The sequence below is a fragment of the Mycoplasmatota bacterium genome (assembly GCA_018394295.1).
In the GTDB taxonomy this organism is placed as follows: Bacteria; Bacillota_I; Bacilli_A; order Haloplasmatales; family Haloplasmataceae; genus JAENYC01.
In genome coordinates, this window is the sequence record CP074573.1 from 1,980,942 (window position 1) to 2,004,275 (window position 23,334).

General features: G+C 29.4%; 18 protein-coding genes. 4 read left to right on the forward strand and 14 right to left on the reverse strand.

Annotated elements, in window-relative coordinates; genetic code table 11:
* Positions 1–63: 63 nt before the first annotated feature.
* The 8 genes from KHQ81_09165 to KHQ81_09200 form a co-directional block, all read right to left on the reverse strand.
* Positions 64–1,242, reverse strand: a complete 1,179-nt coding sequence (locus KHQ81_09165; protein ID QVK17057.1) for a rod shape-determining protein — start codon at positions 1,240–1,242, stop codon at positions 64–66.
* Positions 1,243–1,447: 205 nt separating this feature from the next.
* Entirely contained in the window at positions 1,448–2,353 is a 906-nt protein-coding gene (gene murB, locus KHQ81_09170) for a UDP-N-acetylmuramate dehydrogenase (protein QVK17058.1), read from the reverse strand.
* 14 nt (positions 2,354–2,367) lie between these two features.
* A complete protein-coding gene (gene murG, locus KHQ81_09175; GenBank protein ID QVK17059.1) occupies positions 2,368–3,456 on the reverse strand; it encodes an undecaprenyldiphospho-muramoylpentapeptide beta-N-acetylglucosaminyltransferase in 1,089 nt (362 codons plus the stop codon).
* 44 nt (positions 3,457–3,500) lie between these two features.
* Positions 3,501–4,598, reverse strand: a complete 1,098-nt coding sequence (gene ftsW, locus KHQ81_09180) for a putative lipid II flippase FtsW (protein QVK17060.1) — start codon at positions 4,596–4,598, stop codon at positions 3,501–3,503.
* Positions 4,599–4,690: 92 nt separating this feature from the next.
* Positions 4,691–6,019, reverse strand: a complete 1,329-nt coding sequence (gene murD / locus KHQ81_09185) for a UDP-N-acetylmuramoyl-L-alanine--D-glutamate ligase (protein ID QVK17061.1) — start codon at positions 6,017–6,019, stop codon at positions 4,691–4,693.
* Positions 6,020–6,070: 51 nt separating this feature from the next.
* Complete coding sequence (mraY, locus tag KHQ81_09190; GenBank protein QVK17062.1) at positions 6,071–7,063, reverse strand: phospho-N-acetylmuramoyl-pentapeptide-transferase; 993 nt, start codon at positions 7,061–7,063, stop codon at positions 6,071–6,073.
* A 12-nt stretch (positions 7,064–7,075) separates the two neighbouring features.
* Positions 7,076–8,566, reverse strand: a complete 1,491-nt coding sequence (locus KHQ81_09195; GenBank protein QVK17063.1) for a UDP-N-acetylmuramoyl-L-alanyl-D-glutamate--2,6-diaminopimelate ligase — start codon at positions 8,564–8,566, stop codon at positions 7,076–7,078.
* Positions 8,567–8,570: 4 nt separating this feature from the next.
* A complete protein-coding gene (locus KHQ81_09200; GenBank protein ID QVK17064.1) occupies positions 8,571–10,487 on the reverse strand; it encodes a stage V sporulation protein D in 1,917 nt (638 codons plus the stop codon).
* Between the two features lie 232 nt (positions 10,488–10,719).
* On the opposite strand from KHQ81_09200, the gene KHQ81_09205 reads away from it, so the two are divergent.
* The gene (locus tag KHQ81_09205) at positions 10,720–11,619 is read left to right on the forward strand and encodes a diacylglycerol kinase (protein ID QVK17065.1); all 900 of its coding nucleotides are present in this window, start codon (positions 10,720–10,722) and stop codon (positions 11,617–11,619) included.
* A 94-nt stretch (positions 11,620–11,713) separates the two neighbouring features.
* The gene (locus tag KHQ81_09210; protein ID QVK17066.1) at positions 11,714–12,079 is read left to right on the forward strand and encodes a hypothetical protein; all 366 of its coding nucleotides are present in this window, start codon (positions 11,714–11,716) and stop codon (positions 12,077–12,079) included.
* A gap of 163 nt (positions 12,080–12,242) precedes the next feature.
* On the opposite strand, the gene KHQ81_09215 is transcribed toward KHQ81_09210, so the two are convergent.
* Both KHQ81_09215 and KHQ81_09220 read right to left on the reverse strand, forming a co-directional pair.
* Positions 12,243–12,935 (reverse strand): PIG-L family deacetylase, encoded by a 693-nt coding sequence (locus tag KHQ81_09215; GenBank protein QVK17067.1) that lies wholly within the window; start codon positions 12,933–12,935, stop codon positions 12,243–12,245.
* 1 nt (position 12,936) lies between these two features.
* A complete protein-coding gene (locus tag KHQ81_09220; GenBank protein ID QVK17068.1) occupies positions 12,937–13,914 on the reverse strand; it encodes a GNAT family N-acetyltransferase in 978 nt (325 codons plus the stop codon).
* 262 nt (positions 13,915–14,176) lie between these two features.
* On the opposite strand from KHQ81_09220, the gene KHQ81_09225 reads away from it, so the two are divergent.
* On the forward strand, positions 14,177–14,347 hold the full coding sequence (locus KHQ81_09225) for a hypothetical protein (protein QVK17069.1): 171 nt from the start codon (positions 14,177–14,179) through the stop codon (positions 14,345–14,347).
* A 327-nt stretch (positions 14,348–14,674) separates the two neighbouring features.
* On the opposite strand, the gene rsmH is transcribed toward KHQ81_09225, so the two are convergent.
* Together rsmH and KHQ81_09235 are read right to left on the reverse strand one after the other, a co-directional pair.
* On the reverse strand, positions 14,675–15,619 hold the full coding sequence (gene rsmH, locus KHQ81_09230; protein ID QVK17070.1) for a 16S rRNA (cytosine(1402)-N(4))-methyltransferase RsmH: 945 nt from the start codon (positions 15,617–15,619) through the stop codon (positions 14,675–14,677).
* A 51-nt stretch (positions 15,620–15,670) separates the two neighbouring features.
* A complete protein-coding gene (locus tag KHQ81_09235; protein ID QVK17071.1) occupies positions 15,671–17,317 on the reverse strand; it encodes a polysaccharide biosynthesis protein in 1,647 nt (548 codons plus the stop codon).
* A 116-nt stretch (positions 17,318–17,433) separates the two neighbouring features.
* On the opposite strand from KHQ81_09235, the gene KHQ81_09240 reads away from it, so the two are divergent.
* Positions 17,434–17,919, forward strand: a complete 486-nt coding sequence (locus KHQ81_09240) for a gamma carbonic anhydrase family protein (GenBank protein ID QVK17072.1) — start codon at positions 17,434–17,436, stop codon at positions 17,917–17,919.
* A 63-nt stretch (positions 17,920–17,982) separates the two neighbouring features.
* Here the strand turns inward: KHQ81_09240 and KHQ81_09245 are convergent, their stop codons facing one another.
* Both KHQ81_09245 and KHQ81_09250 read right to left on the reverse strand, forming a co-directional pair.
* On the reverse strand, positions 17,983–18,738 hold the full coding sequence (locus KHQ81_09245; protein QVK17073.1) for a Bax inhibitor-1/YccA family protein: 756 nt from the start codon (positions 18,736–18,738) through the stop codon (positions 17,983–17,985).
* Positions 18,739–18,815: 77 nt separating this feature from the next.
* On the reverse strand, positions 18,816–23,300 hold the full coding sequence (locus KHQ81_09250) for a PolC-type DNA polymerase III (protein QVK19609.1): 4,485 nt from the start codon (positions 23,298–23,300) through the stop codon (positions 18,816–18,818).
* Positions 23,301–23,334 lie beyond the last annotated feature (34 nt).

Below are 23,334 nucleotides of genomic sequence, written 5' to 3' on the forward strand. Positions count from 1 at the left end.
CAGTACTAAATATAATTATAAAATAAAAACAAATTTTTTTCATCTATTATTTATAAATAGTTGTTAAATTTTACTATTATCAAAAACAAACATGTTGTATTGTTCTTCAAAAAGTTGTTCTAAATGTAATATGTTGTATTGTCCACTAATGATAGAAGAATACTTAGGATGTCTTGTACCGACTAAATTTGGTGATCTAACGGTAACCTTCTCTCCAAAGTTATTTTTAAAGAGCTTTTCAAAATTCTCTATTGCTACTCCTCCACCAATTAGGATGAATTGATTAATTTTATTTTTTAATCCCATTTCTAGTAAATATCTTCTTATCACACGGATTATTTCTAAATATTTCTCTTCAACTATTTTTGCGATAAACTCATTGGTTACATAAGTAATTGATCCATCTGAAAACCGTTTCTCAAAAATGATTTCTTCGGTCGATTCTTTTACTAAACAATTTCCATGGGTGATTTTAAAATCTTCTGCATCTTCAATAGATAATCCAAGTTCATCTTTTATCGCTTCTGTAACAATATGTGAGCCAATCTTAAACGTTTCACTGCGGTTAATTAATTGATTGGCAAATATTGTAATCGTTGTTGTATGAGCTCCTATATCAATCACACAAGTGAAATTTTGTGACTCTTCTTTTGTTAATAAGGATTTTTTATATCCAACAACATTTGGCATTATTTCAATAACTTCAATTCCTAACTGTTCAACAATTGAAATATAATCAATAATCATTTGTTGATTTTCATATACAATTTCTAAACTCGCAAAAAGTTCTCTTGTAATTTCTCCCACTGGATTATCAATCGTTCGTTTCATTTTTAATGAGGTAAAACTATTAGGATAAATATAAGCAATTTCTCCCTTCTTCTCTGGTGATTTCATTTCTTCTGTATATACTTTATTGAATAAATTTTTAATATGTTTTCCTTTTACTTTATTATCTGGAATAGTTATATCATAACTGACTTCTTTGGTAAATAAATTAACGCTTGGAAACATTAAAACAACGGATTTAATTTTAGCAGAAAGAAAGTCTTCACATTTTGAAATTAATTTCTTCACATCATTATAAACCGTTGATTTATCGATAATATTACCAATTTTAATTCCAGATGTCAGTTGTTCATCAATAAATAATATATTTTGCTTTTCTTCATAAAATTCTGAAACTAATAATTTAATCGAATGTGTTCCAAATTCAATTGATGCATAAATATTTCGTTTCATTTTTTCACCATCTTTCAATAAGCACATTTTAAATTAATTTTACACTATTTTTGATTATAAAAAAAGTGGTTTTTAGATAATATTGTAAATTATATATTTATTATATCATAGATTATTTATACATAAAAATAATTCTCATATTTTTTAGAATAAATTCTTTATAATTTATTCTTTAATCATATGAGAATTATTAAAGAAACTTATTTTACCAATTGAAAAATTCAATTTCTGGTTTTAACCTTTTTCCGGTTGTTTGATAGACATTATTAATGACATAGTCAACTAAATCTTTCACATCTTTGCTTTTAGCTTTATCATAATTAATAATAAAGTTACAATGTTTTTCACTGACCTTAGCTCCACCAATTACATAACCTCGTAGACCTGCACGATCTATTAATAAATAGGCATTGATTCCATTTGGATTTCTAAATGTCGATCCACCACTTGGATATTCGAGTGGTTGAGTCTGTTGTCTCCTTACTTTTCGTTGTTTCAATATATCTGTAATATTGTCTTTGTTCCCTTTTTTTAGTTTTAGTTTTGCTTCTATTATTAACAATGGTTGTTCCTTTTGTAAAATTGATTTTCGGTAAGAATATTTCAAATCCTTATTAGTATAAATGACTAACTCTCCTTGATTATTGATTAATAATACCTCTAAAACAACATCCTTTGTTTCTTTATTATAAGCACCTGCATTCATATAAATGGCACCACCCATTGTCCCAGGAATACCGCCAAAAAATTCTAATCCTTCTAATTCATATTCAATGATATCATGAGCTAATTTTACCAAAGAATATCCAGCACCAACAACCACTTCTTCATCTTTTACTTTCATATATTTCAAAGCTTGGTTTGTTTTTATCACAACCCCTTCATAATCTTTATCTGATGGTAATATATTAGACCCATTACCGAATACTTTAAATGGAATTTCTTTCTTTTTTAAAAATAAAATAAGGTTAATAATCTTTCTTTTTGATCTTGGTGTAACTACAATTCTTGCTTTTCCTCCTACTCTAAAAGTGGTATGTTTTGATAGTGGTTCATCATATTTAACATTTTTATAATTATTTTCACTAAGAAACTTCTCCACTTCAATCATATAATCACCTATACTTAAGTTAAATGTTCAATCAACTCAATGAACTTGTCACAAGCATTAGGTATTCCCAATTTCTTATTATTAATTCTCAACACCTGTAATTGATAGGGATCATCTATTATTTTTAAAATTTGATTCGTTAAAATTTCTTCACTTAAATCTTTTTCTTTTATCATAACTGCTCCACCTATTTGAACTAAGTCTAAGGCATTTTTTTCTTGATGATTGTTTGTCACATAAGGTGAAGGAATTAAAATTGATGGAATTCCAATCGCACTAATTTCGGCTAAAGTGGTCGCTCCTGCCCGACAAATCACTAAGTCTGCATGTTGATATAACTGTGGCATATTCTCAACATAATCTTTAATAAACACATTTTGCTTTAATTTAAAATCTTTTACTTCACTAATTATAGTATCGTAATGACTCTTTCCTGTGACAAAAATAACTTCAATATCCTCTCTTTTTGATAAGATGGGTAATGATTTTACAATTGACTGATTGACATATTTTGCTCCTAAAGACCCCATAAATATAAGGATTAGTTTTTTATTCTCTTGTAATTTTAATTGGTTTTTAGGTATTTTCTTTGACATGACTACTTCTTGAGCACGTGGATTTCCTGTCAACACGGTCTTTTGATGATTAAAATATTGTTCACTAGAACTAAAACTAATAGCGATTTTATCAGCATAATGAGATAAGAATTTATTTGTTAAACCAGGTATACTATTTTGTTCATGAATTATCGTCTTAATCTTTTTTCTAGCACCTGCATAAACAACTGGTGCACAGACATAACCACCTGTACCAATTATTATGTCTGGTTTAAATTGTTTGATTATTTTTTTTACCTCACAGTAAGATTTAATAAATTCAATAATCGTCAATATATTTTTAAACGTTAACTTGCGATAAAAGTATCTTACTTTAATTCCAATAAAAGAAATTGACTCATTCTTACATATTTTTTCTTCTTGAGCTAATTTTTTGCCGATATATAAGATTTCTGTAGTTGGTTCTTTCTTCTTCAGGGCTTTAATTAACGCTATAGCTGGATAAATATGGCCACCTGTACCGCCACCACTAAAAATTATTTTCATATTATCACCTCTTCATATATTGGACTTTTTTTAGAATATGATACTTAATTATCTATTTGATGTTTACTGATATTTAAGATAATTCCAACCCCTAATAAGGTAACGGTTAAACTCGACCCACCATAACTTAAAAAAGGTAATGTCACACCAGTAACTGGTAGTAATCCTATGACAACCCCTATATTTATAAAAAATTGAATAAAGATGATTAAAGTGATTCCTAAAGCGAGAAATTTACCAAAAAGGTCTTTGGCATGATAACTAATTTTTAAACTTGTAATTAAAAAAGTAGCATATAGTAATAAAATAGTAACCCCACCAATAAATCCTAGTTCTTCAATAATAATCGCAAAGATAAAGTCTGTTTGTGGTTCTGGTAAATAAAAGTACTTTTGAATACTATTTCCATACCCTACCCCAAATAATCCACCAGGTGCAATTGCATAAAGCGATTGAATAATCTGAAAACCAGCTCCTAAAGGATCACTCCAAGGGTCTAAATAAGCAAAAATACGTTTTAGTCTATATGGTGCTGAAATAATTAGTAAGGTAACCCCACCAAGTCCCGCTAATATTAAATACAAAAAGTAGGACAAATTAACACCTGATACAAACAGCATAATAACAACTGTCGCAATAATTACCATTCCAGTACCGAAATCAGGTTGAAGCATAATTAAACCAAAAACAAGAATAATAACCCCTAATAACAATAATACATATTTAGGCTTTTTCATATCAGCATAATAATCAGATAGATATTTGCTGATGATTATAATACAACCAATTTTCATAAATTCAGAAGGTTGTATTGAAAAAGTTCCAATACCAATCCAACTTCTTGCCCCACCTCGTACGATTCCAACACCAGGTAATAAAACAATAATTAATAAAATTAAAACAAATAGAAAAATCTTAGTTGAATTCATTTTATAAATTTGATAATTTATTTTCGATATCACATACATTCCAAGGATTCCAATTGACGCAAAAATTAATTGTCTCCATAAATAATAAGCTTTGTCATTAAATTTATATTCTGCCCATATTTGACTTGCACTATAAACCATGACTACACCAATTAAAGTTAAAAGTAATGTTGTGACAAATAATAAGATATTCATTTGATTTTCTTGTTTCATATAAAACACCTCAATATAAATATATTGAGGATTTTGTTTAATTATTATTAATCTTTTCATATAAATAAATTAAATATACCTTTAATGAAAGATTATTCCTTGTCAATGCGATTAACGTGTTCAATAAACTTATCTCCACGTTCTTCATAATCTTGAAATTGATCCCAACTAGCACTTGCAGGAGAAAATAAAACGATCATTTCATCATTCTTAATCTTTTGTGTTAAGTTAATTATGTCTAATAAATCATCACTTACATAACAAGTTTTATTTAAAGCGGTTGAACTTTTAACTATCTTATCTTTTGTTTGTCCATAGGTAATGATTGTTTGTGTATTTTTGTGATTTATTATTTCTGAAAAATCTTGACCACGGTCTAAACCACCTAAAATTAATATAACAGGTTGATTAAAAGAATTTAAAGCACATAGGGTTGAATTAACATTGGTGGACTTAGAATCATTATAGTAAGTTACACCATTTATCTTTTTTACGAATTGAATACGATGTGGTAAACTCTCAAATGTTTTAATAGTGTTTTTAATAATATCGTTCTCAATATAAAACACTTTGGCGGTTGTAATCGCAGCTAATACATTATATAGATTATGTTTTCCTAGTAATTTAACTTCATCTTTACATACAATACTTCTTCCATTATATTTAATCACATCATTTTCTATATAAGTTTCTACATCAATTTCACTTAATGAAAAAGCATATTTACTACATTTAATCTTTTTAACTTTTTTTCTCACAATTTTATCATCAGCATTATAAATGAGATAACAATCTTCCTTCATTTGTTTGACTAAATTCATTTTCGCATCAACATAATGATCAAATGTATGGTGATAATCTAAGTGCGCTTCTGCTAGGTTTAATATGACGCCAATATGGGGTTTGAAATGGATAATATCTAATAATTGAAAAGAAGATAACTCTAATATAAACACATCACAAGAAACCTCATCTACAATCGCATCTGATAAAGTGTAACCGATGTTACCAACACTTACAGCCTCTATATTAGAATCTAATAATATTTGTGTGATTAACGCAGTGGTTGTTGTTTTTCCATTGGTACCAGTAATAGCAACAATCACTTTTGATTTATCAATAAAGTGATAAGCTAATTCAATCTCAGATATTATTAAGACCTTTTTATGTTTTGCTTTCTTTAAAATATCAATATCATGAGGAATTCCTGGACTTTTTATGATGATATCGATTGATGGTAAATGATGAATGACTTCATCATAGGGAATAAATTGTGTTCCCTCCAAAAATTCTTCTTCTACCTGAGTTTTTTCATCTGATACGAAAATTTCAACATTTAAAGTTTTTAGTAATCTGATGGCTCCTTTGCCACTTTTTTTTAACCCTAAAACTAAAATCTTTTTATTATTGAACTCAATCATAGCACTCCCCTTTGTCATATGACATCAGTCATTTAAAAAGAACTTAAATGATTAGGTTGTTACTATCACAATAGCAACACTAATTAAACTAAAAATTAAACCAAAAATATAAAATATTAAAACAACTGTTGACTCTTTATAACCACACAATTCAAAGTGGTGATGAAGTGGAGCCATTTTAAATATACGTTTCCCCTTTGTTTTCTTAAAATATGCTACTTGTAGAATATCAGATAGTGTTTCAATCACAAAAACACCACCAACTAATATAAGTAATAGTTCATATTTGGTTAAGATAGCCATAGTAGCAATTGCTGCCCCTAGTGTTAAGGAGCCTGTATCTCCCATAAATATCTTGGCAGGATGAGAATTGAAAATGAGAAATCCTAAAACGGTACCTAAAATAACAGCACCAAATAGCATTACATCATATTGACCATTACGACATGCGATAAAAGTAAAAGTTGAGAGAGCAAAACTTGAAAGACCCGCCGCTAATCCATCTAATCCATCGGTTAAATTAACAGCATTTGTTCCACCAACTAGCATTAAGAAGGTTAAAATTCCATAAAACCATTTTAAATCAAAAGAGATCTTGCTTGTAAGATGAATTTCAGTTGAATAGCCTTGTATTAAGTAAATATAAAAGAATACAGCCGCAATTGTGATTTGTAGGAAAAATTTCACAATAGGTCTTAATCCAATATTATTTTTACGAACGACTATCAGGTAATCATCTATAAATCCAATGATTCCATAACCAAATAAAGGTACAAAGATTAATATCCAGGTTTTCATATTTACGCCTATTAAACCTTTATTATATATGCTATAAAATATGATAACTGTTATGAGTGTGACAATACTAAAAACAATCCCACCCATCGTTGGTGTTCCTGATTTAATATGATGTGAAACAGGTCCTTCAATACGAATCGATTGTCCAAATTTTAATCGTTTCATATAAGGTATAATGATGGGGATGATGAGTACCGTTAACAATAACGATACAAACATACCAAAATAAATGATTTTAAGTATCATATTATATCTCCTTTACTCATCTTTGTTAAGTCGTAATTTTATAAACTTTATTACTTCATCGTAATCATTAAAGTATTCTTTTTTATCTTTAATGATTTGATAATGTTCATGTCCTTTCCCTAAAATGACAACAACATCATTTTCACTAATTATCTCTAGTGCATACTTGATCGCGTTTCTTCTATTTTCAATCACAATATAATTGGTATCACATACCCCTTGAACCATATCGTTAATAATACTAGATGGTTCTTCAAATCTTGGATTATCTGTTGTAAAAATGACATAATCCGCTAAATTAGTCGTTATTTTACCAATTAATGGCCTTTTTAAAGCATCTCTATCCCCACCACACCCTATGACGCAGATAATGTTTTTCCTTGAAATCATTTTAATTTCATTTAAGACACGAAATACACTGTCAGGCGTATGAGCATAATCGATAAATACATTTAAATGATAGGGATTTAGAACCTTTTGCATTCTACCAGTTACGCTTTTTAAAAGTGGCAATTTATCTAATATTTCATCCATATTATAATGATTGATATAAAAATATGAGATAATAGCGAGTAAATTATACACGTTAAAAAAACCAAAGATATTATTAGTATTTACAGTCCCAATAAATTCATTAAAACAATAGTACTTAAAAGAAATTTTATCGACATCGCAACTAATATCTCGCGCTTGAAAATCATTTTCTTCACCCAACCCATATGTATAGGCTTCTACATTTGTTAAGCGTATAAATTTTTTAAAATATTTATCGTCTCCATTAAATAATACTTTTTTTTCATTGAAAAAATTACCTAAATATGCAAAAAGTAACCCTTTAGAATAAAAATAATCATCAAATGTCTTATGATAGTCTAAATGATCATGAGAAAAATTAGTATAAATTACTGTATTAAAATCAATTTGTGATACTCTTTCTTGCTTAATTGCATGACTAGATACTTCCATTACAATATCTTTGATACCCTCATCAATAGAATTCGCAATTGTTTTTTGTATTATTAAATTAGAAGGGGTTGTATTAGGACTTTCAATGGCTTCATTTCCTAGTTTAATGCCATTTGTCCCAATCAATGTACAATTTCTTTTTAAGAATGAAAATATTTGATAAATCATGGTAGATACAGTTGTTTTACCATTCGTTCCTGTAACTCCAATAATATTGACTTTACGTGAAGGCTTATCAAAAAAAACATGGGATAATATCGCTAAAGCTTTTTTTGAATCATGGACTTTAATCATATTAGTATTTTCGAACTGAATATAATCATAATACTTATCCTCATAAATAATTGTTTTTATATTTTGATTGGCTACATCAATAATATAATCATGCCCATCATTTTCTTCACCTTTTATAGCGATAAACACACTATTTATTTCTGCTTTTTGTGAATTTTCTACTATCTTTCTAACTTCATGATTAAATATCTTATCTTTATCAAAATGTATCTTACATTTAGTTAATAAGGTATATAAATCCATACGATCACTCCCTTGATAAATAGATAAGTACTGTTCCACCCTCTGCTACTTTCTCACCTGGACTAGGAGATTGAAATTGCACAATGTCTCCATCCCCCCAAAATTCATAATTATAATAATAGATTGGTGGGATTTCACTTCGCTTCATTCCAATTAGGTTGGGTACTGTATAATATTTTTTATCCCACCCCCAACGTAATTCTTTTTCGATTTGATCTGGTTGTTTTGGAATTCCTAAAATTGGTAAAGCTTCTTGTAAGATTTCTTTAACAATAGGCGCTGCGACAACCCCACCATATTGAATGGTATTCTTAGGATTATCGATTGCAACATAGACAACAAGTTGAGGATCATTCATTGGTGCAGCACCAACAAACGAAACAATATAATTATTGTCTAAATAGACACCATCAACCGCTTTTTGCGCTGTCCCAGTTTTTCCGCCCACACGATAGCCATCAATAAAGGCATTTCTTCCTGTTCCTTTAGCGACAACACTTTCAAGTGCGAAACGCACTTTACTTGAGGTTTCTTCACTGATAACACGTCTTACTTCCTTTGGTTTGACTTCATATAGTAACTCATTTGAAAGGGGCATTCTAACTTCTTGTAATACATGGGGTTGATATAAAACACCACCATTTATTGCCGCACTCACTGCCGTTACTAATTGAATTGGGGTCACTGAATTTCCTTGACCAAAAGATGATGTTGCAAGTTCCACAGGTCCAACATTATCAACATTAAAAACAATTCCTGAGGATTCACCTAACAAGTCAACTCCTGTCTTTTTACCAAATCCATAGGCATCAATATATTCAAATAATTTTTCTTTCCCTAAACGTCTTCCAATTTCCATAAACCCTGGGTTACATGAATTTTGAATCACTTCAAGAAAAGTCTGGTCCCCATGCCCCCCTGCTTTCCAATCTTTAATCCGTGTTCCATCAACAATGGTATAACCCGGATCATAAAAATGGTCTGTCATTTTAAATACCCCTTCTTCTAATCCAGCTGAATAAGTCACTACCTTAAATGTTGATCCTGGTTCATAACTCATCCAAATAGGTAAATTACGATTGTATATTTCTTGGTCATAGTTTTGATAATTAGTAGGATTATATGAAGGATAGCTTGCCATGGCATATATCTCACCATTATTTGGGTTCATTGCTAGACCTAAAATTTGGTCCGGTTGATACCTTGCATTGGTATTTTCTAATACTCGCTCTAATAGAATTTGAATGTCCATATCAATCGTTAAATAAATATCCATTCCTTTTGATGGTGCTTCATATAACCCATATAATTGCTTAAGAGATTGTCCTTTGGCATCTGTATAATATTTACTACTCCCACTATTTCCCATTAAATAATCATCATAAATATACTCAATTCCTGTTATTCCTTGATTGTCAATACCTACAAAACCTAATACATGTGCTAAATACTCATTGTATAAATAATTTCTCTCAGTATCCCCTACTAAATAAACACCCTTATAATTTTTATCAATAATTTTTTTGGCTTGGTCTAATGATATTTTTCTTCCTTCTGGTTTAATAAGTTCAATTGATACATTCTTTGAAACATGTCGATAAGCTTCATCGTAACTCACTTCAAGCACTTTACTTAAAAAAGATGCTACTTCTTCTTGGTTCTCGATTTGTCTTGGTATTAAAGCAACACTTGGCGCTAACTTATTATTAACAATGGGTTTACCATTTCTATCATAAATTATTCCTCTTTGTCCCTCAACGGGGATATTACGACTCCACAAATCATAAGCCATATCTGTTATTTTATTACCATTTACAAATTGAACAAACGCTAGTCTAAATATTAATACTAAAACTAATAAAGAAAATAAGACCATTAAAAACTTAAGTCTTTTTTGCATAACTAATATAAAATCATTCATCTTTAAAAATCACCAAATTTCTCTTCTATCTCTTCTATAAATATTCAAATCAAACATAAATTATTATTGTTTAACATAAGATAAGTAAAAAGTTACAAAAATTTCATTATTCAGCAAAAATTGCTAGTAAATGGAATTCGATTGGTTTATAATATAATTATGATTTTATTTACTAGTCGTAAGTATATTCAAATAAAATAAATTAGATAATATAGATAAAGTAGGGATTATAATGAAACGAGCAAGAATTATATACAATCCAACATCTGGAAGAGAATTAATTAGAAAACAACTGCCTTATATTTTAGAAAGACTTGAAAAAGCAGGTTATGAAGCAAGTGCACATGCAACAACTGGAGAAGGGTGTGCAAAAAAAGCAGCTAAAGTAGCGATTGAGCGAAAATATGACCTTGTAATAGCTGCTGGGGGTGATGGGACAGTATTTGAGGTAATCAATGGTTTAGCCGATCAAGATTATCGTCCCACTTTTGGAATTATTCCTTGTGGTACCACAAATGACTTTGCCACAGCGCTAGGTATACCACGAGATATTATATCTGTATGTAATATTTTGTGCAGTAATGAAACTAGACCTATCGATATAGGAAAAGCTGGAGATAAATACTTTATTAATGTAGCTGCAGGTGGTACTTTAACTGAAATAACATATGAGGTACCAAGCAAATTAAAGACTTTTTTCGGTCGCTTAGCCTATTATATTAAAGGAATAGAAAAACTTCCCTTTATGACCACTAAAAAAGTACGTATAGAATATGATGATAATGTATTTGAAGGAGATATCTTATTCTTCTTAGTATGTAACACAAATTCAGTTGGTGGATTTGAAAACTTGGCAGTTAAATCTAGAATAGATGATGGATTATTTGATTTAATCATAGTTGAAAAAATGAATTTTCCAAAACTCGTTGGTGCTGGTATTCAAACATTAAGTGGTAAACAATTAAAACATGCTAAAATTAAGTATTTCCGTGCTAAAAGAATTAAAATTGATATTGAAAAAGATACACCTTTAAATTTAGATGGAGAATATGGTGGAATGCTTCCTTGTGAATTTATTAACTTGACTCATCACTTTAATTTATTAGCACCTAAACCAATAGAAAAAAGATAAATCCTAAACTATAGTAATAAACGTAAGAGACCTTACGTTTTTTTATTTTATAACATGTAAATATAGTCTAAATACAAAATAAGGAGAGAATGAAGTGAAAAAAGATACAATTAATTTATATGTAGATGATTTGAGGGATTGTCCAGAAGGATTTATTTGTGTAAGGAATTTTGAACAAGCAGTTGAATATTTAAAGAACTATAAAATTCACATTCTATCCTTAGACCATGATTTAGGCGAAGATGAGAATGGTATAATACGTAAATCAGGTTATGATTTTGTTAAATACTTTTGTGAACATGGTTTTAGGGCAGACAAAATATATATACACACTGATAATCCCGTAGGACGAGACAATATGTATTTTACTTTGTTGGCTTCACAAAAAAGAGGATTCATAGACAAAGATATTGAAATATATTATTATCCAATAGTTAAGAATAAATATCAATCTGAATAAAAAAATAGGATATCCATCAATGATATCCTATTTTATTTATGATATTATGTTAAATTTATTAGAATCGAGAATTATTCTGCGATTTATGCCACGATTTAGGGTTAAATTATTAATAGAACACTTAAACTGAACATAATGTACAAAATATTTATTTCATTATTCTTTAAAACGAATCTCTAATAATTTTTTTTGCGTGTTCATCAATCATAAATGTTTGAGCACGTACTTTTCTAGCTTCACAACCACGAACAAATGATAAGTGGTCATAATACTCTAAGTATTTAAATGATTTACTATTTGTCACAAACCAATGGGTCCGTAATGCTTTTAACCACAATTCATATCCTAATTCAATATCGACATAAACATAAGGTTTATAATCTTCTACATCTTCCCAATTTTCTGCATAGTATACTGGGCTAAAATGTGGTTTATCTTTCCGAACAAACCCAGGGACTCCAGCATAAAACTGAGCATCTTTAACAATATAATGGGTATTGATATGATCTTTATGCATTGAGTTTTTCCAATGGGTTAATATCACATCAGGTTTATATTGACGAATTAAATCACACACTTTAAACTTAACTTCATCATTATTTGGTAGAGAACCATCTTGATAAGGAAAAATAATGGCTTCACCATTTAACATATTCGCAAAAGTATGTGCTTCTTGTTCTTTTTGTTTTCTGTATGCATCTATCGTTAGATGAGGAGGATTACCTTTTTCTCCTCCTGTTAAGGCAACTGTGATGATTTTATCTCCTTTTAATGCATGAGTAGCTAGTACCCCACCTACCGTTAATTCCATATCTCCTATATGAGCACCGATTGCCATAATTACTTTATTAGCCATTTTATTTTTCCTTTCTCATTACGTAAAAAGATTTTACAATTTTAAAATCAGCCTTTTCATACATTTTTCTTGCTGGATTTTCTTCTCCTGTGAAAAGACTCATATAGCTTGCCCCTAGTTCTTTTAAGTTAAGACACAATAAGAAAAACAAAGCTTTTCCAATTCCATATGATCTAAAGTCAGGATGAACACCAATCCCTGCAAAATAACCACGACCATTATCTTCTACATAAAGTGGTCCTGTAAAACCAATCGCTTGATTTTGATAAATAGGTGTAAGGACTGGTAGGTTTTTTTCATTACTTGCTTTTGTGATTTCTTCCCTCCAACCTTCATTGCCTAATTTATCAAATAAATCGCTAAAATGATGTTTGTTCTTATCAAAATATTCAAAAGTAATCCCTTTACTTTTCAAACTTTCAATTCTATCTTCTATTGAACTAGGAAGATTAAATTCTGATAAATTTAAATAGTAGGCATTTTCTTTTGCGACTGCTTTATATCCATGTGTTAAGAAGAAATCATAGCTATCACTTGGATAAATAACGCCTGGAGCATTAGGGTGTTCATGTTTATTTTTATTTGGAATATACCAATTTAGATGAATTGGATTAAAGAAGCTACAATCTATTCTTTTTCTACCTTTTTCAAATAAGATTGCTTCAATATTATTTAATAACCTAGTACCTATTCCTTTTCTACGATAATCTTCTTTTACCACAATCATCGTAATAAAACCTGGTGATTTAGCTTTGTCCTCATTTTTTAAAAACTTTTTCTTGTACAAACCAAATCCAAATCCAATAATATTTCCATCCTCAGTCGCAACAAACATACAATCTTCACAATAATTTGGATTATTTAAAAACTTTTGTGTGAAATAATCCTTATCCCATGGATGATATGGAAGTTTTTGTTCATTAAAAAGTCGACATACCTCAGTTAGGTCTTCTAGTGTAAATAGTCTTGTATTAATCATACGTATACCTCTCCTCCTTATTCACCTTAATTTTACCACAAAATTTGGATCATTAAGGTAATTATTAATTTTTTTATTATTTTAGCTATGTTTATGATAAATAGCCTAGATTTATTTAATCGGCATATTATATAAAAATTAGTCATCTAACTTTATAAATTTTATGATAATAAATTCTGAAGTTTTTTCACTATTGCTTTTTCTACATTTTTATTCTAAAGTTTAAAGTATAATTATATAATTAAGATAAAGGAGGTTATGTATGAAATATTTGAAAGTAATTTTGAACTTCTTACTAATAGTCTTATTTTCTATCTCATTAATATTAGGTTTCTTAACTATTAATGGTTGTGGTTTCTTATTAGTAGGGATAATAGGATTAGGCACACAATTAACAGTGTATGTACTAAATAACAAAAAAATAACAATGTAGCATTATAATTAATCAAGTGATCTTTGGGAATATATACTTTAAATTAAATGCTCTGTGAAACTAATTAGTTCATGAAGCATTTTATGTTTATTAATGTCTACAATTTTATATCAATATTAACATAGCCATTATTTTTAATAGAGACAAAAAAAAAACCATAAAAAGATCTCTTCTTATGGTTTTATTAGATATTGTAAATAAACAATGATAATTACACTTAATACAAATAAAATAATCCAGAGTCTCATTAAAAACAAGACTAAATTAAAGGATTGTTTTTTTTGTGTTTTCATTTTATAGGGGATAATAATTTTTTTCATATAATCACTATTTCTCTTTGTTTTTACAAGCGATTCTAAGTTTTGCTGAGCGAGAACGATTATTTTCTTCTAATTCCGATGGCGTTGCTATGATAACTTTCCGATTAATCAGTTTTAGAACCGTTTCTTCTTCATCTTGAGGGAGGATAGGTAGCCCTCTTGGAATTTCTGGTTGCGTTGAATATTTTTTAAAAATATCTTTTGTTAGTTTATCTTCTAAGGAATGAAAAGTAATGACACAGATACGTCCACCAATTTTAAGTATATCAATGGCATCTTCTAAAGTTTGGGGTAGTATTTCTAATTCTTTGTTCGTTTCAATTCGTAAAGCTTGAAAGGTTCTTTTTGCCGGATGTTTTTCACGTTGACTTTTATATGGTACTGACCTTTTTATCACATCAACTAATTCTAACGTTGTTTCAATAGGTTTTTTCATTCGTGTCTTTTCAATTTCTCGGGCTATATTTTTGGCATATTTTTCTTCACCATAACGATTAATAATACGAAATAAATCTTGAAATGAATAGTCATTAACAATTTCATAAGCAGATAATGTTTGACTGACATCCATTCTCATATCAAGTCTAGCATCGTGTTTATAACTAAAACCACGTTCACCATGGTCAAATTGTGGAGACGAAACACCTAAATCAAAAATAATTCCATCTACTTGCTTTACATCCCGCTTTTCTAATTCAGTTTTTATATGTTTAAAATTACTTTTAATAATCTCATATCGGTTACTAATTGTTTCTAAACGAGTATTTGCCGCCTCTATGGCATCAATATCTTGATCAAAGGCATATAAAAAACCTTTATCTAATTGCTTGAGGATTTCACTACTATGCCCTCCTCCGCCTAATGTACAATCAACATATATACCATTAGGGTGGATATTTAATCCTTCTATTGATTCTTTTAGTAATACACTATAATGATGAAATGTCTGCATAATATCCTCCAACCAAATTAAGTAGTTATCCTAATTAAAATTATATCACATTTATAAGATATTCGTTACATATTTGTTGCGTAATCCTATAAGTATCTTTTTTAGTTTAAATTCACGCCCAGTGATTACATCAAGTAATCCTGTTATATAACTTATTAATAAATATATTATTGTATAAACAACTGAATTAATTAGTAGAAAAGTAAAACAATTGAGACGACTATCAAAATTTAAATCAAACTGAAAAACTATAAAATTCATAAGATAAAATAAACTACCTAATATTATATTCAGTCCAAAGATACTCACTAGCCTTCTAGTAATATATAAGTGATGAAACTTTATAGAATATTTCATTACAAATATATTGATTAAAATTGTAGTTAATAAACCAATGGTTGTTGATAGGATAGCACCATTATAACCTAATGCTTGAATTAATGATTCATTATAAAGATATTTTATACACACACCGATTATCATTGATATAATTAAATAACGTTGTTTATTAATCCCTTGCATCGTAGCGTTTGTGATATGATTAAAGCATAATAGGATCGCAACTGGCGCAAATGACAACAATATTCTAGATCCATATGGATTACTTGCTTGATAAAACAAACTATATACTGCTTTAGGAAAAATCATCATGATAATAATAATTGGAACAATAATGTAGGTACAAGTTTGAAGAACTTTGTTAATCTGTTTATTAACCATTTGATAATGCTTTTTGGTGTAAGATTCAGAAATATAAATTAACATAGAAACCCCGAGCCCCATTCCTAGACTCACAGGAATCATGATTAACTTGTTTATTTCAAATGCATACGTTCCATAAATAATCTCTGAATTGTTAACTCCTTTTAATAAATACGCCTTATTAAAAGTTAAGGTATCGATGAAAAGATAAAGACTTGAGACAATTCCAAAGATTGCGATTGGTAGAGCATATTTAAATAATTCCTTGAACAATTGATAGGTACTTTTTTGATGACTAACAACACTTGTTTTAAGTAGAGGATTCAATGTACTAAAAAATTTATGGAGTTGCACCCTTAATACAACATAAGCAGATAAAGCGGCAATTGTCGCACTACTAACCGCAAAATAAATCGCTAATGTATACTTTTGATTTAATAATTTCACAATAATAAAAGCGGATAGGATAATAAACACAACACGAGTAAGTTGTTCGATAATTTGACTCATCGCAGTTGGTCTGGCTAATTTAAATCCTTGGAAAAAACCTCTTAACAAAGCAATAGATGGCACAACAATTAATGCAGTGGATATAACTCGAATGACTAATGTGACATCATGAATATTATTGATTAATTCCGTTTTTCCACCTAACACTTGATAAGCAATTGGTTTAGAAAGGAGAAACATCATTAAAAACATAAAAACACCGATGATAAGCATTAGGATGGTTGATTTTTTGAATATTTTATAACTTGTTAAGTAATCATTTTGTGCATTATAAATCGAAATAAACTTAGAAACCCCTAGTGGTACACCTAAGGTAGCCAAATCGATAAAAATAACATAAGGAACATAAGCATAGGAAAATAAGGCTTGTCCCTCTTGCCCGACTAACCAAGCAAAAGGAAATACATAAATAAGACCCAAAAAGCGGGAAATAATATTACCAGCAGTTAGAATAAATGCTTGTTTTAACATTGATTTTTGACCCATGATATCACCTTCCTAAGATTATTTTTGGTATTTTTGCAATTTCTATGAAAATATTTTGTTAATTTTTAACAATTTCGTTATAATATAATTAAATATAAATAGAAAGTGTGATTTGAATGCTTAAACCTGAAATTGATAAGACTTGTTATATAGCTGAAGGTGCCATTGTAATAGGTAATGTGCTATTAGAAAAGAAAGTATCTGTTTGGTTTAATAGTGTTATTCGGGCTGATTTAGATATTGTTAAAATTGGTGAAAACACAAATATTCAAGATTTAGTTATGATTCATACAGATAAAAACTTTCCAACGATAATAGGTAATAATTGTTCTATTGGTCATCATGTTGTTTTACATGGATGTCAAATTGGAAATAATGTTCTTGTTGGAATGAATGCGACTATTTTAAATGGAGCCCAAATTGGAAATAACTGTATTATTGGTGCCAATAGTTTAGTAACGAGTCATACAGTAATTCCTGATAATCATCTTGCTTTTGGTAATCCAGCGAAAGTTATACGAGCCTTAAAGAAAGAAGAAATCGCAAAAATCAGTGAAAATGCCAATCACTATTGTAAGTTAAGTAGAAATTATAAATTATAAATAAAAAAAAGACTACATAGGGCAAATAACCCAATGTAGTCTTTATGTTATATGTTGCTTATATTAATCTCTAAAATAACTTGAGATAATAATTAATAAACGTAATACTTCAATATATAACCATACTAATGATACTAATAATCCAAGTGATAAATACCATTCAGATCTTTTTGGAACACCATCTTTAACAGCTAGTTTACAATTATCAAAATCAATTAATAAACTAAACGATGCTAAAATAACCATTCCCAGTGTTAAAGCGATTAAAATACCAGGGTTTTGAACTTGTAGTAATGGTATATTAAAAAAACTTAAAATAAAGTAGAAGAAATAAAAGATACAAACACCAAATAATGCGGTATAGAATATTTTTCTAAATCTAAAGCCTACTTTAAATAGACCTGTTGAATAAGCAATTAATAAGAAAGCGAAAATCGCAAATGTGATTAAGACAGCATCAGCAACAATTCCTGGTAAAGCAGTATTAACAATTGCTGATACAGTTCCTAAAACTAATCCTTCGCTAATCGCATATAAAATTGTAAAGAATGGTGAAGCATTTCTTGAAACACCAGCAGCTATGACAGAAATAAATCCAACAATCATACCACCAATCATCATTCCTGGTAAATAATCTGCGAATGTTGAAAGGTTAGTCCAAATGATGAGTGAGATTCCAAAAATAATTGAAAGTAAGATTCCAGTTTTTGTCGCGATTCCAGAAAAAGTCGCTGTCTCACCTGTTACATATGAATAATTATTAGTTTCAACTGTAGATTCTATTTTATTTAATACTGGATTTTTTGATTTAAATTCCATTTTAACAACCTCCTGTTTTTATATTATTATTATAGCACTAACTATATTATACCTCAAGAACTTAATTTCTACATCTTTTATAATTCAAACAAACTAATTTGATTAGAATCATTTAACCCATCTAAACAACCTAAATCAGTCAATCGTTCAATTAAAGTTTTAGATAAACTAGTTCGATTTGATAAGTCCTCTTTAGACATAAATGGCTTCTCTTTTCTAGCTTCAACAATCGATTTAGCAACATTTCCTCCTAAACTATCTACTGCTTGAAATGGGATAATGAGTCCTAATTTGTCTTCAGTAATCACAAATTCAGAAGCTTCTGATTTTTCTAAGTCAACTTGTTTAAAGTAAAATCCACGTTCTGTCATCTCTAAACCTATTTCTAATATGGTGATCAATGATTTTTCTTTATCAGTTGCATCATATCCTTTATCATTAATTTCTTTAATTTTATGTCTAATCGCATCATTGCCCCTTACTAAAACATTCACATCAAATGTATCTGCACGTTTTGAAAAATACGCTGCATAATAATAGATAGGCATATTAACCTTAAACCAAGCGATACGAATTGCCATTAAAACATACGCAGTTGCATGTGCTTTAGGGAACATGTATTTGATTTGCCCACATGACCAAACAAACCATTCTGGGACCTTTTTCTCACGCATAATTTGACTGTATTTTTCCCATTTTTCTTTATTTTTACTTGCTTTTCCTTTTCGGACAAATTCCATAATATCAAATGCTTGTTTTGGTTCTAACCCATAGTACATTAAATAAACCATGATGTCATCACGACAACCAATTAAAGATTTGAAGTCAATATGTCCAAATTCAGAGTATTTATGATTGACTAAGTCTTGCGCATTATTCGCCCAAACATCAGTCCCATGAGATAATCCTGATATTTTAACCAGTTCCGCAAATGTCTTTGGTCTTGTTTCTTCTAACATTTTTCTGACAAAGAAGGTTCCAAACTCAGGAACACCATAACTACCTGTGTTAGATAATATTCTTTCTGGTTTTACACCAAGTGATTCTGTTGAACAGAATAACTGATACACTTTCTTATCATCTATTGGAATATTTTGTGGTGCAATCCCTGTTAAATCTTCTAAATAACGTAACATCGTTGGGTCATCATGACCTAAAATATCTAATTTCAACAAATTGTCATGAATTGAATGGAAATCAAAATGCGTGGTTCTAAATGCATTTTCGGTATTATCAGCAGGATATTGAATTGGTGTGATATCATAAATATCCATATAATTAGGAACAACAATAATCCCACCAGGATGTTGACCGGTTGTTCTTTTAACTCCTTGACAAAATTGTGCAATTCGTCTTATTTCAGGTTCACGTTTTAATTGGTTTCGTTTTTCAAAATAACCACGAACAAAACCAAAAGCTGTTTTTTCTGCGACTGTACCGATGGTTCCTGCTCTAAAGGCATAATCCATACCAAACACCTCTTGACAGTATTGATGAGCAATTGGCTGATATTCACCAGAAAAGTTCAAATCAATATCTGGTACTTTATCCCCTTCAAACCCTAAGAACGTTTCAAACGGAATATCATGTCCATCTTTTTTTAGTGGTGTCTGACAATTTGGACATATGGCATCAGGTAAATCAAATCCTGAATCAACTTTATCAAGTATCTGTTGTAATTCTGTTTCATTTTCACGAATTGGATATATCTTTTTTTCTTCTTCATTCATTTTAAAACTACTAAATTGGCATTTAGGACATCGATAATGTGGTGATAAAGGATTAACTTCAGTGATATCAAGTAAGGTAGCAACAAAACTTGATCCAACAGAACCCCGAGAACCAACTACATATCCATCATCTAATGATTTTTTAACCAACATATGAGAAATATAATAAATAACCCCAAACCCATGTTTAATGATACTATTTAATTCTTTCTCCAAACGTATCTTGACATATTGTGGTAAGTTTTCTCCATATAAATCCTTGGCTTTATCAAAGCACTGTTTTTTTAATTCTTCATCAATACTTAAAATACCTTTATCTTTTAAGAAATCATCATTTGGGGTAAACAATTTATCTTTAATAACCTGAATCTCTTCTATTTGACTGGCAATTTTTCGAGGATTATCAATAATTATTTCTTTCGCTAAGTCGGTAGGTAAAAAATTGAAATCGTTCATCATTTCTTCTGTTGTTCGAAAATGCATCGATGGTGTATCTTTTATAGCTGGATCTTTTAAGGGGTGTAATCCTCCCCCAGTTTGTGGAGTATCGATATATATTTCTCGATATAATTTATCCTCTCTTGTTAAATGATGCACATCACCTGATGCGACAACTGGAATTTTTAGTTCATTACCACAACGAATGATAGTTTTAAGTGTTTCTATAATGTAATTCATCGTTTTTTCATTTCCACTTTTATCTTCTAGATACGAATAAACTTCAGGTGGTTGTATTTCTAGATAATCATAATATTGCGCTACTTTCTTTAATTCTTCATAACTTTTTTCAAATGCTATCTTAAAAACCTCACCATTACTACAAGAACTACCAATAAAAAGATTATCTCTATGTTCATTCAAAAAAGAACGAGTGACACGTGGTTCCCTATAGAAATGAACCGTATGTGCATCTGAAATAATTTTAAACATGTTTTTTAATCCCTCATCGTTTTTCGCAAGGAGTGTTACATGTATAGGAATTTGATACTTATAAGCCTCATAATGTCCTACTATAGAATTAATTTCATTATGCATTTTAATTCCTTGCTTATCCATATCACGTAATAAATGGATAAATATTTCTGCGGTTGCTTTAGCATCATAAATAGCTCTATGATGTTGTGTTAAATCAACCCTAAAGAATTTACTAAGTGCCTTTAAATTAAAGCGTTTGAGTTGATCACCAAAACGATTCCGTGCATATTCTAATGTATCAATGACAGGATTAGGACAACTTCCTAAACCATATTTATCATAAGCATTCTCAATATGGGACATATCGAAATTGGCATTATGTGCTACTAAAATCGCATCTTCACAAAATGTTTTAAAATCTTGTAAAACATCAGGAATTTCTCTAGCGATAACAAGATCTGCATCGGTAATATTGGTTAACTCAATGGTGATTGAACTTAATTTTCGGTGTGGATTACAAAATTCACTAAATTTATCAATTTCTTGTCCGTTTTTAATTTTAACCGCGGATACTTCTATAATATCATCAAAATTAACTGAAAAACCAGTTGTCTCAATATCAAAGACAACATAGGTTGCATCTTGTAATGAAACTTGTTTTTCATTCCAAGCAATTCTAGCCATATCTTCGACTAAATTTACTTCAACCCCATAAATCGGTTTAATATTTTTATTTTTAGTTGCTGAATATAACTCAGGTAAAGCATAAACACCATTATGGTCAGTTATGGCGATTGCTTCATGTTGATAGTGTAATGCTCTTTCAACATATTGACTAATGGAGGTCACACTATCCATATTGGACATATTCGTATGAACGTGTAATTCAACACGTCGTTCATTATTATAACCTGGGTCTACAAGTTGTGTTTCTTGGAATTTATTATCAAGTACTTCTCCTGAATTACTAAATAAAATGACTTCTTTACGATATTCATCATATTTTGGATTTCCTTTTAATTTTACATAATTCCCTTTTTTAAATACTGAATCATAAAATTCAATATGTTCCTCATTTTTCACAAAAGCTTTAACTGTGATCGAATCATTATAATCTGTAATCGCAAAATCAATCATATGAGTCCCTTTAGCGGTTTTTCTAGAATCACATTCAAATATATATCCTTCAATAATATATTCTACTTTAGCCACTTGTAAATCTTCTTGTGTTAAAGGAATATTAAGAATTGATTCACTTTCCCCCTTAATTGGGTAACCCACCACTTTATCATTATAAACCGTACTTCTTTTTTTACGATAAGGATACGGTTTATCAACAACTTTTTGGGTTTGAGTTTCTTCTTGATGTTCTTTTTTAATATCATTTAATTGTTGTTGAAACAAATAATCCTGTTCCTGTTTTCTTTTATTTATTTCTTCAATTGTACAATGTCCATTTTCATTTAATCGAACATCAAAGTTTACCTTTAATCCAATGGAAGCATACATTTTCTCAATCGGACCTTTAAATTGAGATTCAAGTAATTGTTGTTCTGATTTGGTTTTAATATCTATATATAAATTTTTATCAACACATTTCACTTCATAATTATCAATTGCTTTAAAAGAGGTATCATAAATGCATAATAACCCTTGAACAACCGTAAAATAATCATAAATATCAACCTCTTCGGTATTTTCTAATTGAGCTGTGAAATAAACTTTATTTACCCCTTTTATTTGTGTGAATCTTGTTATTAGTTGACGATAAAAGTGAAAACAAAGTTCTTTTTCTAATAAATGGGGCATAGAAAAATAAAAGTGATAAGTACCCTCTTTTTTAGAAATTTCTAATTGTTTTAATTGACACCCATGAAATGCTTCTTCTTCAGTAAGATTTAGTTGTTCTAACAAAATACTTAATTTGTCTTTCACATGTTTCACATCCTTA

Coding starts and splice junctions, on each gene's coding strand:
- KHQ81_09165 (QVK17057.1), bottom strand. CDS start 1,242: ATGAAACGAAATATTTATGCATCAATTGAATTTGGAACACATTCGATT.
- murB (QVK17058.1), bottom strand. CDS start 2,353: ATGATTGAAGTGGAGAAGTTTCTTAGTGAAAATAATTATAAAAATGTT.
- murG (QVK17059.1), bottom strand. CDS start 3,456: ATGAAAATAATTTTTAGTGGTGGCGGTACAGGTGGCCATATTTATCCA.
- ftsW (QVK17060.1), bottom strand. CDS start 4,598: ATGAAACAAGAAAATCAAATGAATATCTTATTATTTGTCACAACATTA.
- murD (QVK17061.1), bottom strand. CDS start 6,019: ATGATTGAGTTCAATAATAAAAAGATTTTAGTTTTAGGGTTAAAAAAA.
- mraY (QVK17062.1), bottom strand. CDS start 7,063: ATGATACTTAAAATCATTTATTTTGGTATGTTTGTATCGTTATTGTTA.
- KHQ81_09195 (QVK17063.1), bottom strand. CDS start 8,566: ATGGATTTATATACCTTATTAACTAAATGTAAGATACATTTTGATAAA.
- KHQ81_09200 (QVK17064.1), bottom strand. CDS start 10,487: ATGAATGATTTTATATTAGTTATGCAAAAAAGACTTAAGTTTTTAATG.
- KHQ81_09205 (QVK17065.1), top strand. CDS start 10,720: ATGAAACGAGCAAGAATTATATACAATCCAACATCTGGAAGAGAATTA.
- KHQ81_09215 (QVK17067.1), bottom strand. CDS start 12,935: ATGGCTAATAAAGTAATTATGGCAATCGGTGCTCATATAGGAGATATG.
- KHQ81_09220 (QVK17068.1), bottom strand. CDS start 13,914: ATGATTAATACAAGACTATTTACACTAGAAGACCTAACTGAGGTATGT.
- KHQ81_09225 (QVK17069.1), top strand. CDS start 14,177: ATGAAATATTTGAAAGTAATTTTGAACTTCTTACTAATAGTCTTATTT.
- rsmH (QVK17070.1), bottom strand. CDS start 15,619: ATGCAGACATTTCATCATTATAGTGTATTACTAAAAGAATCAATAGAA.
- KHQ81_09235 (QVK17071.1), bottom strand. CDS start 17,317: ATGGGTCAAAAATCAATGTTAAAACAAGCATTTATTCTAACTGCTGGT.
- KHQ81_09240 (QVK17072.1), top strand. CDS start 17,434: ATGCTTAAACCTGAAATTGATAAGACTTGTTATATAGCTGAAGGTGCC.
- KHQ81_09245 (QVK17073.1), bottom strand. CDS start 18,738: ATGGAATTTAAATCAAAAAATCCAGTATTAAATAAAATAGAATCTACA.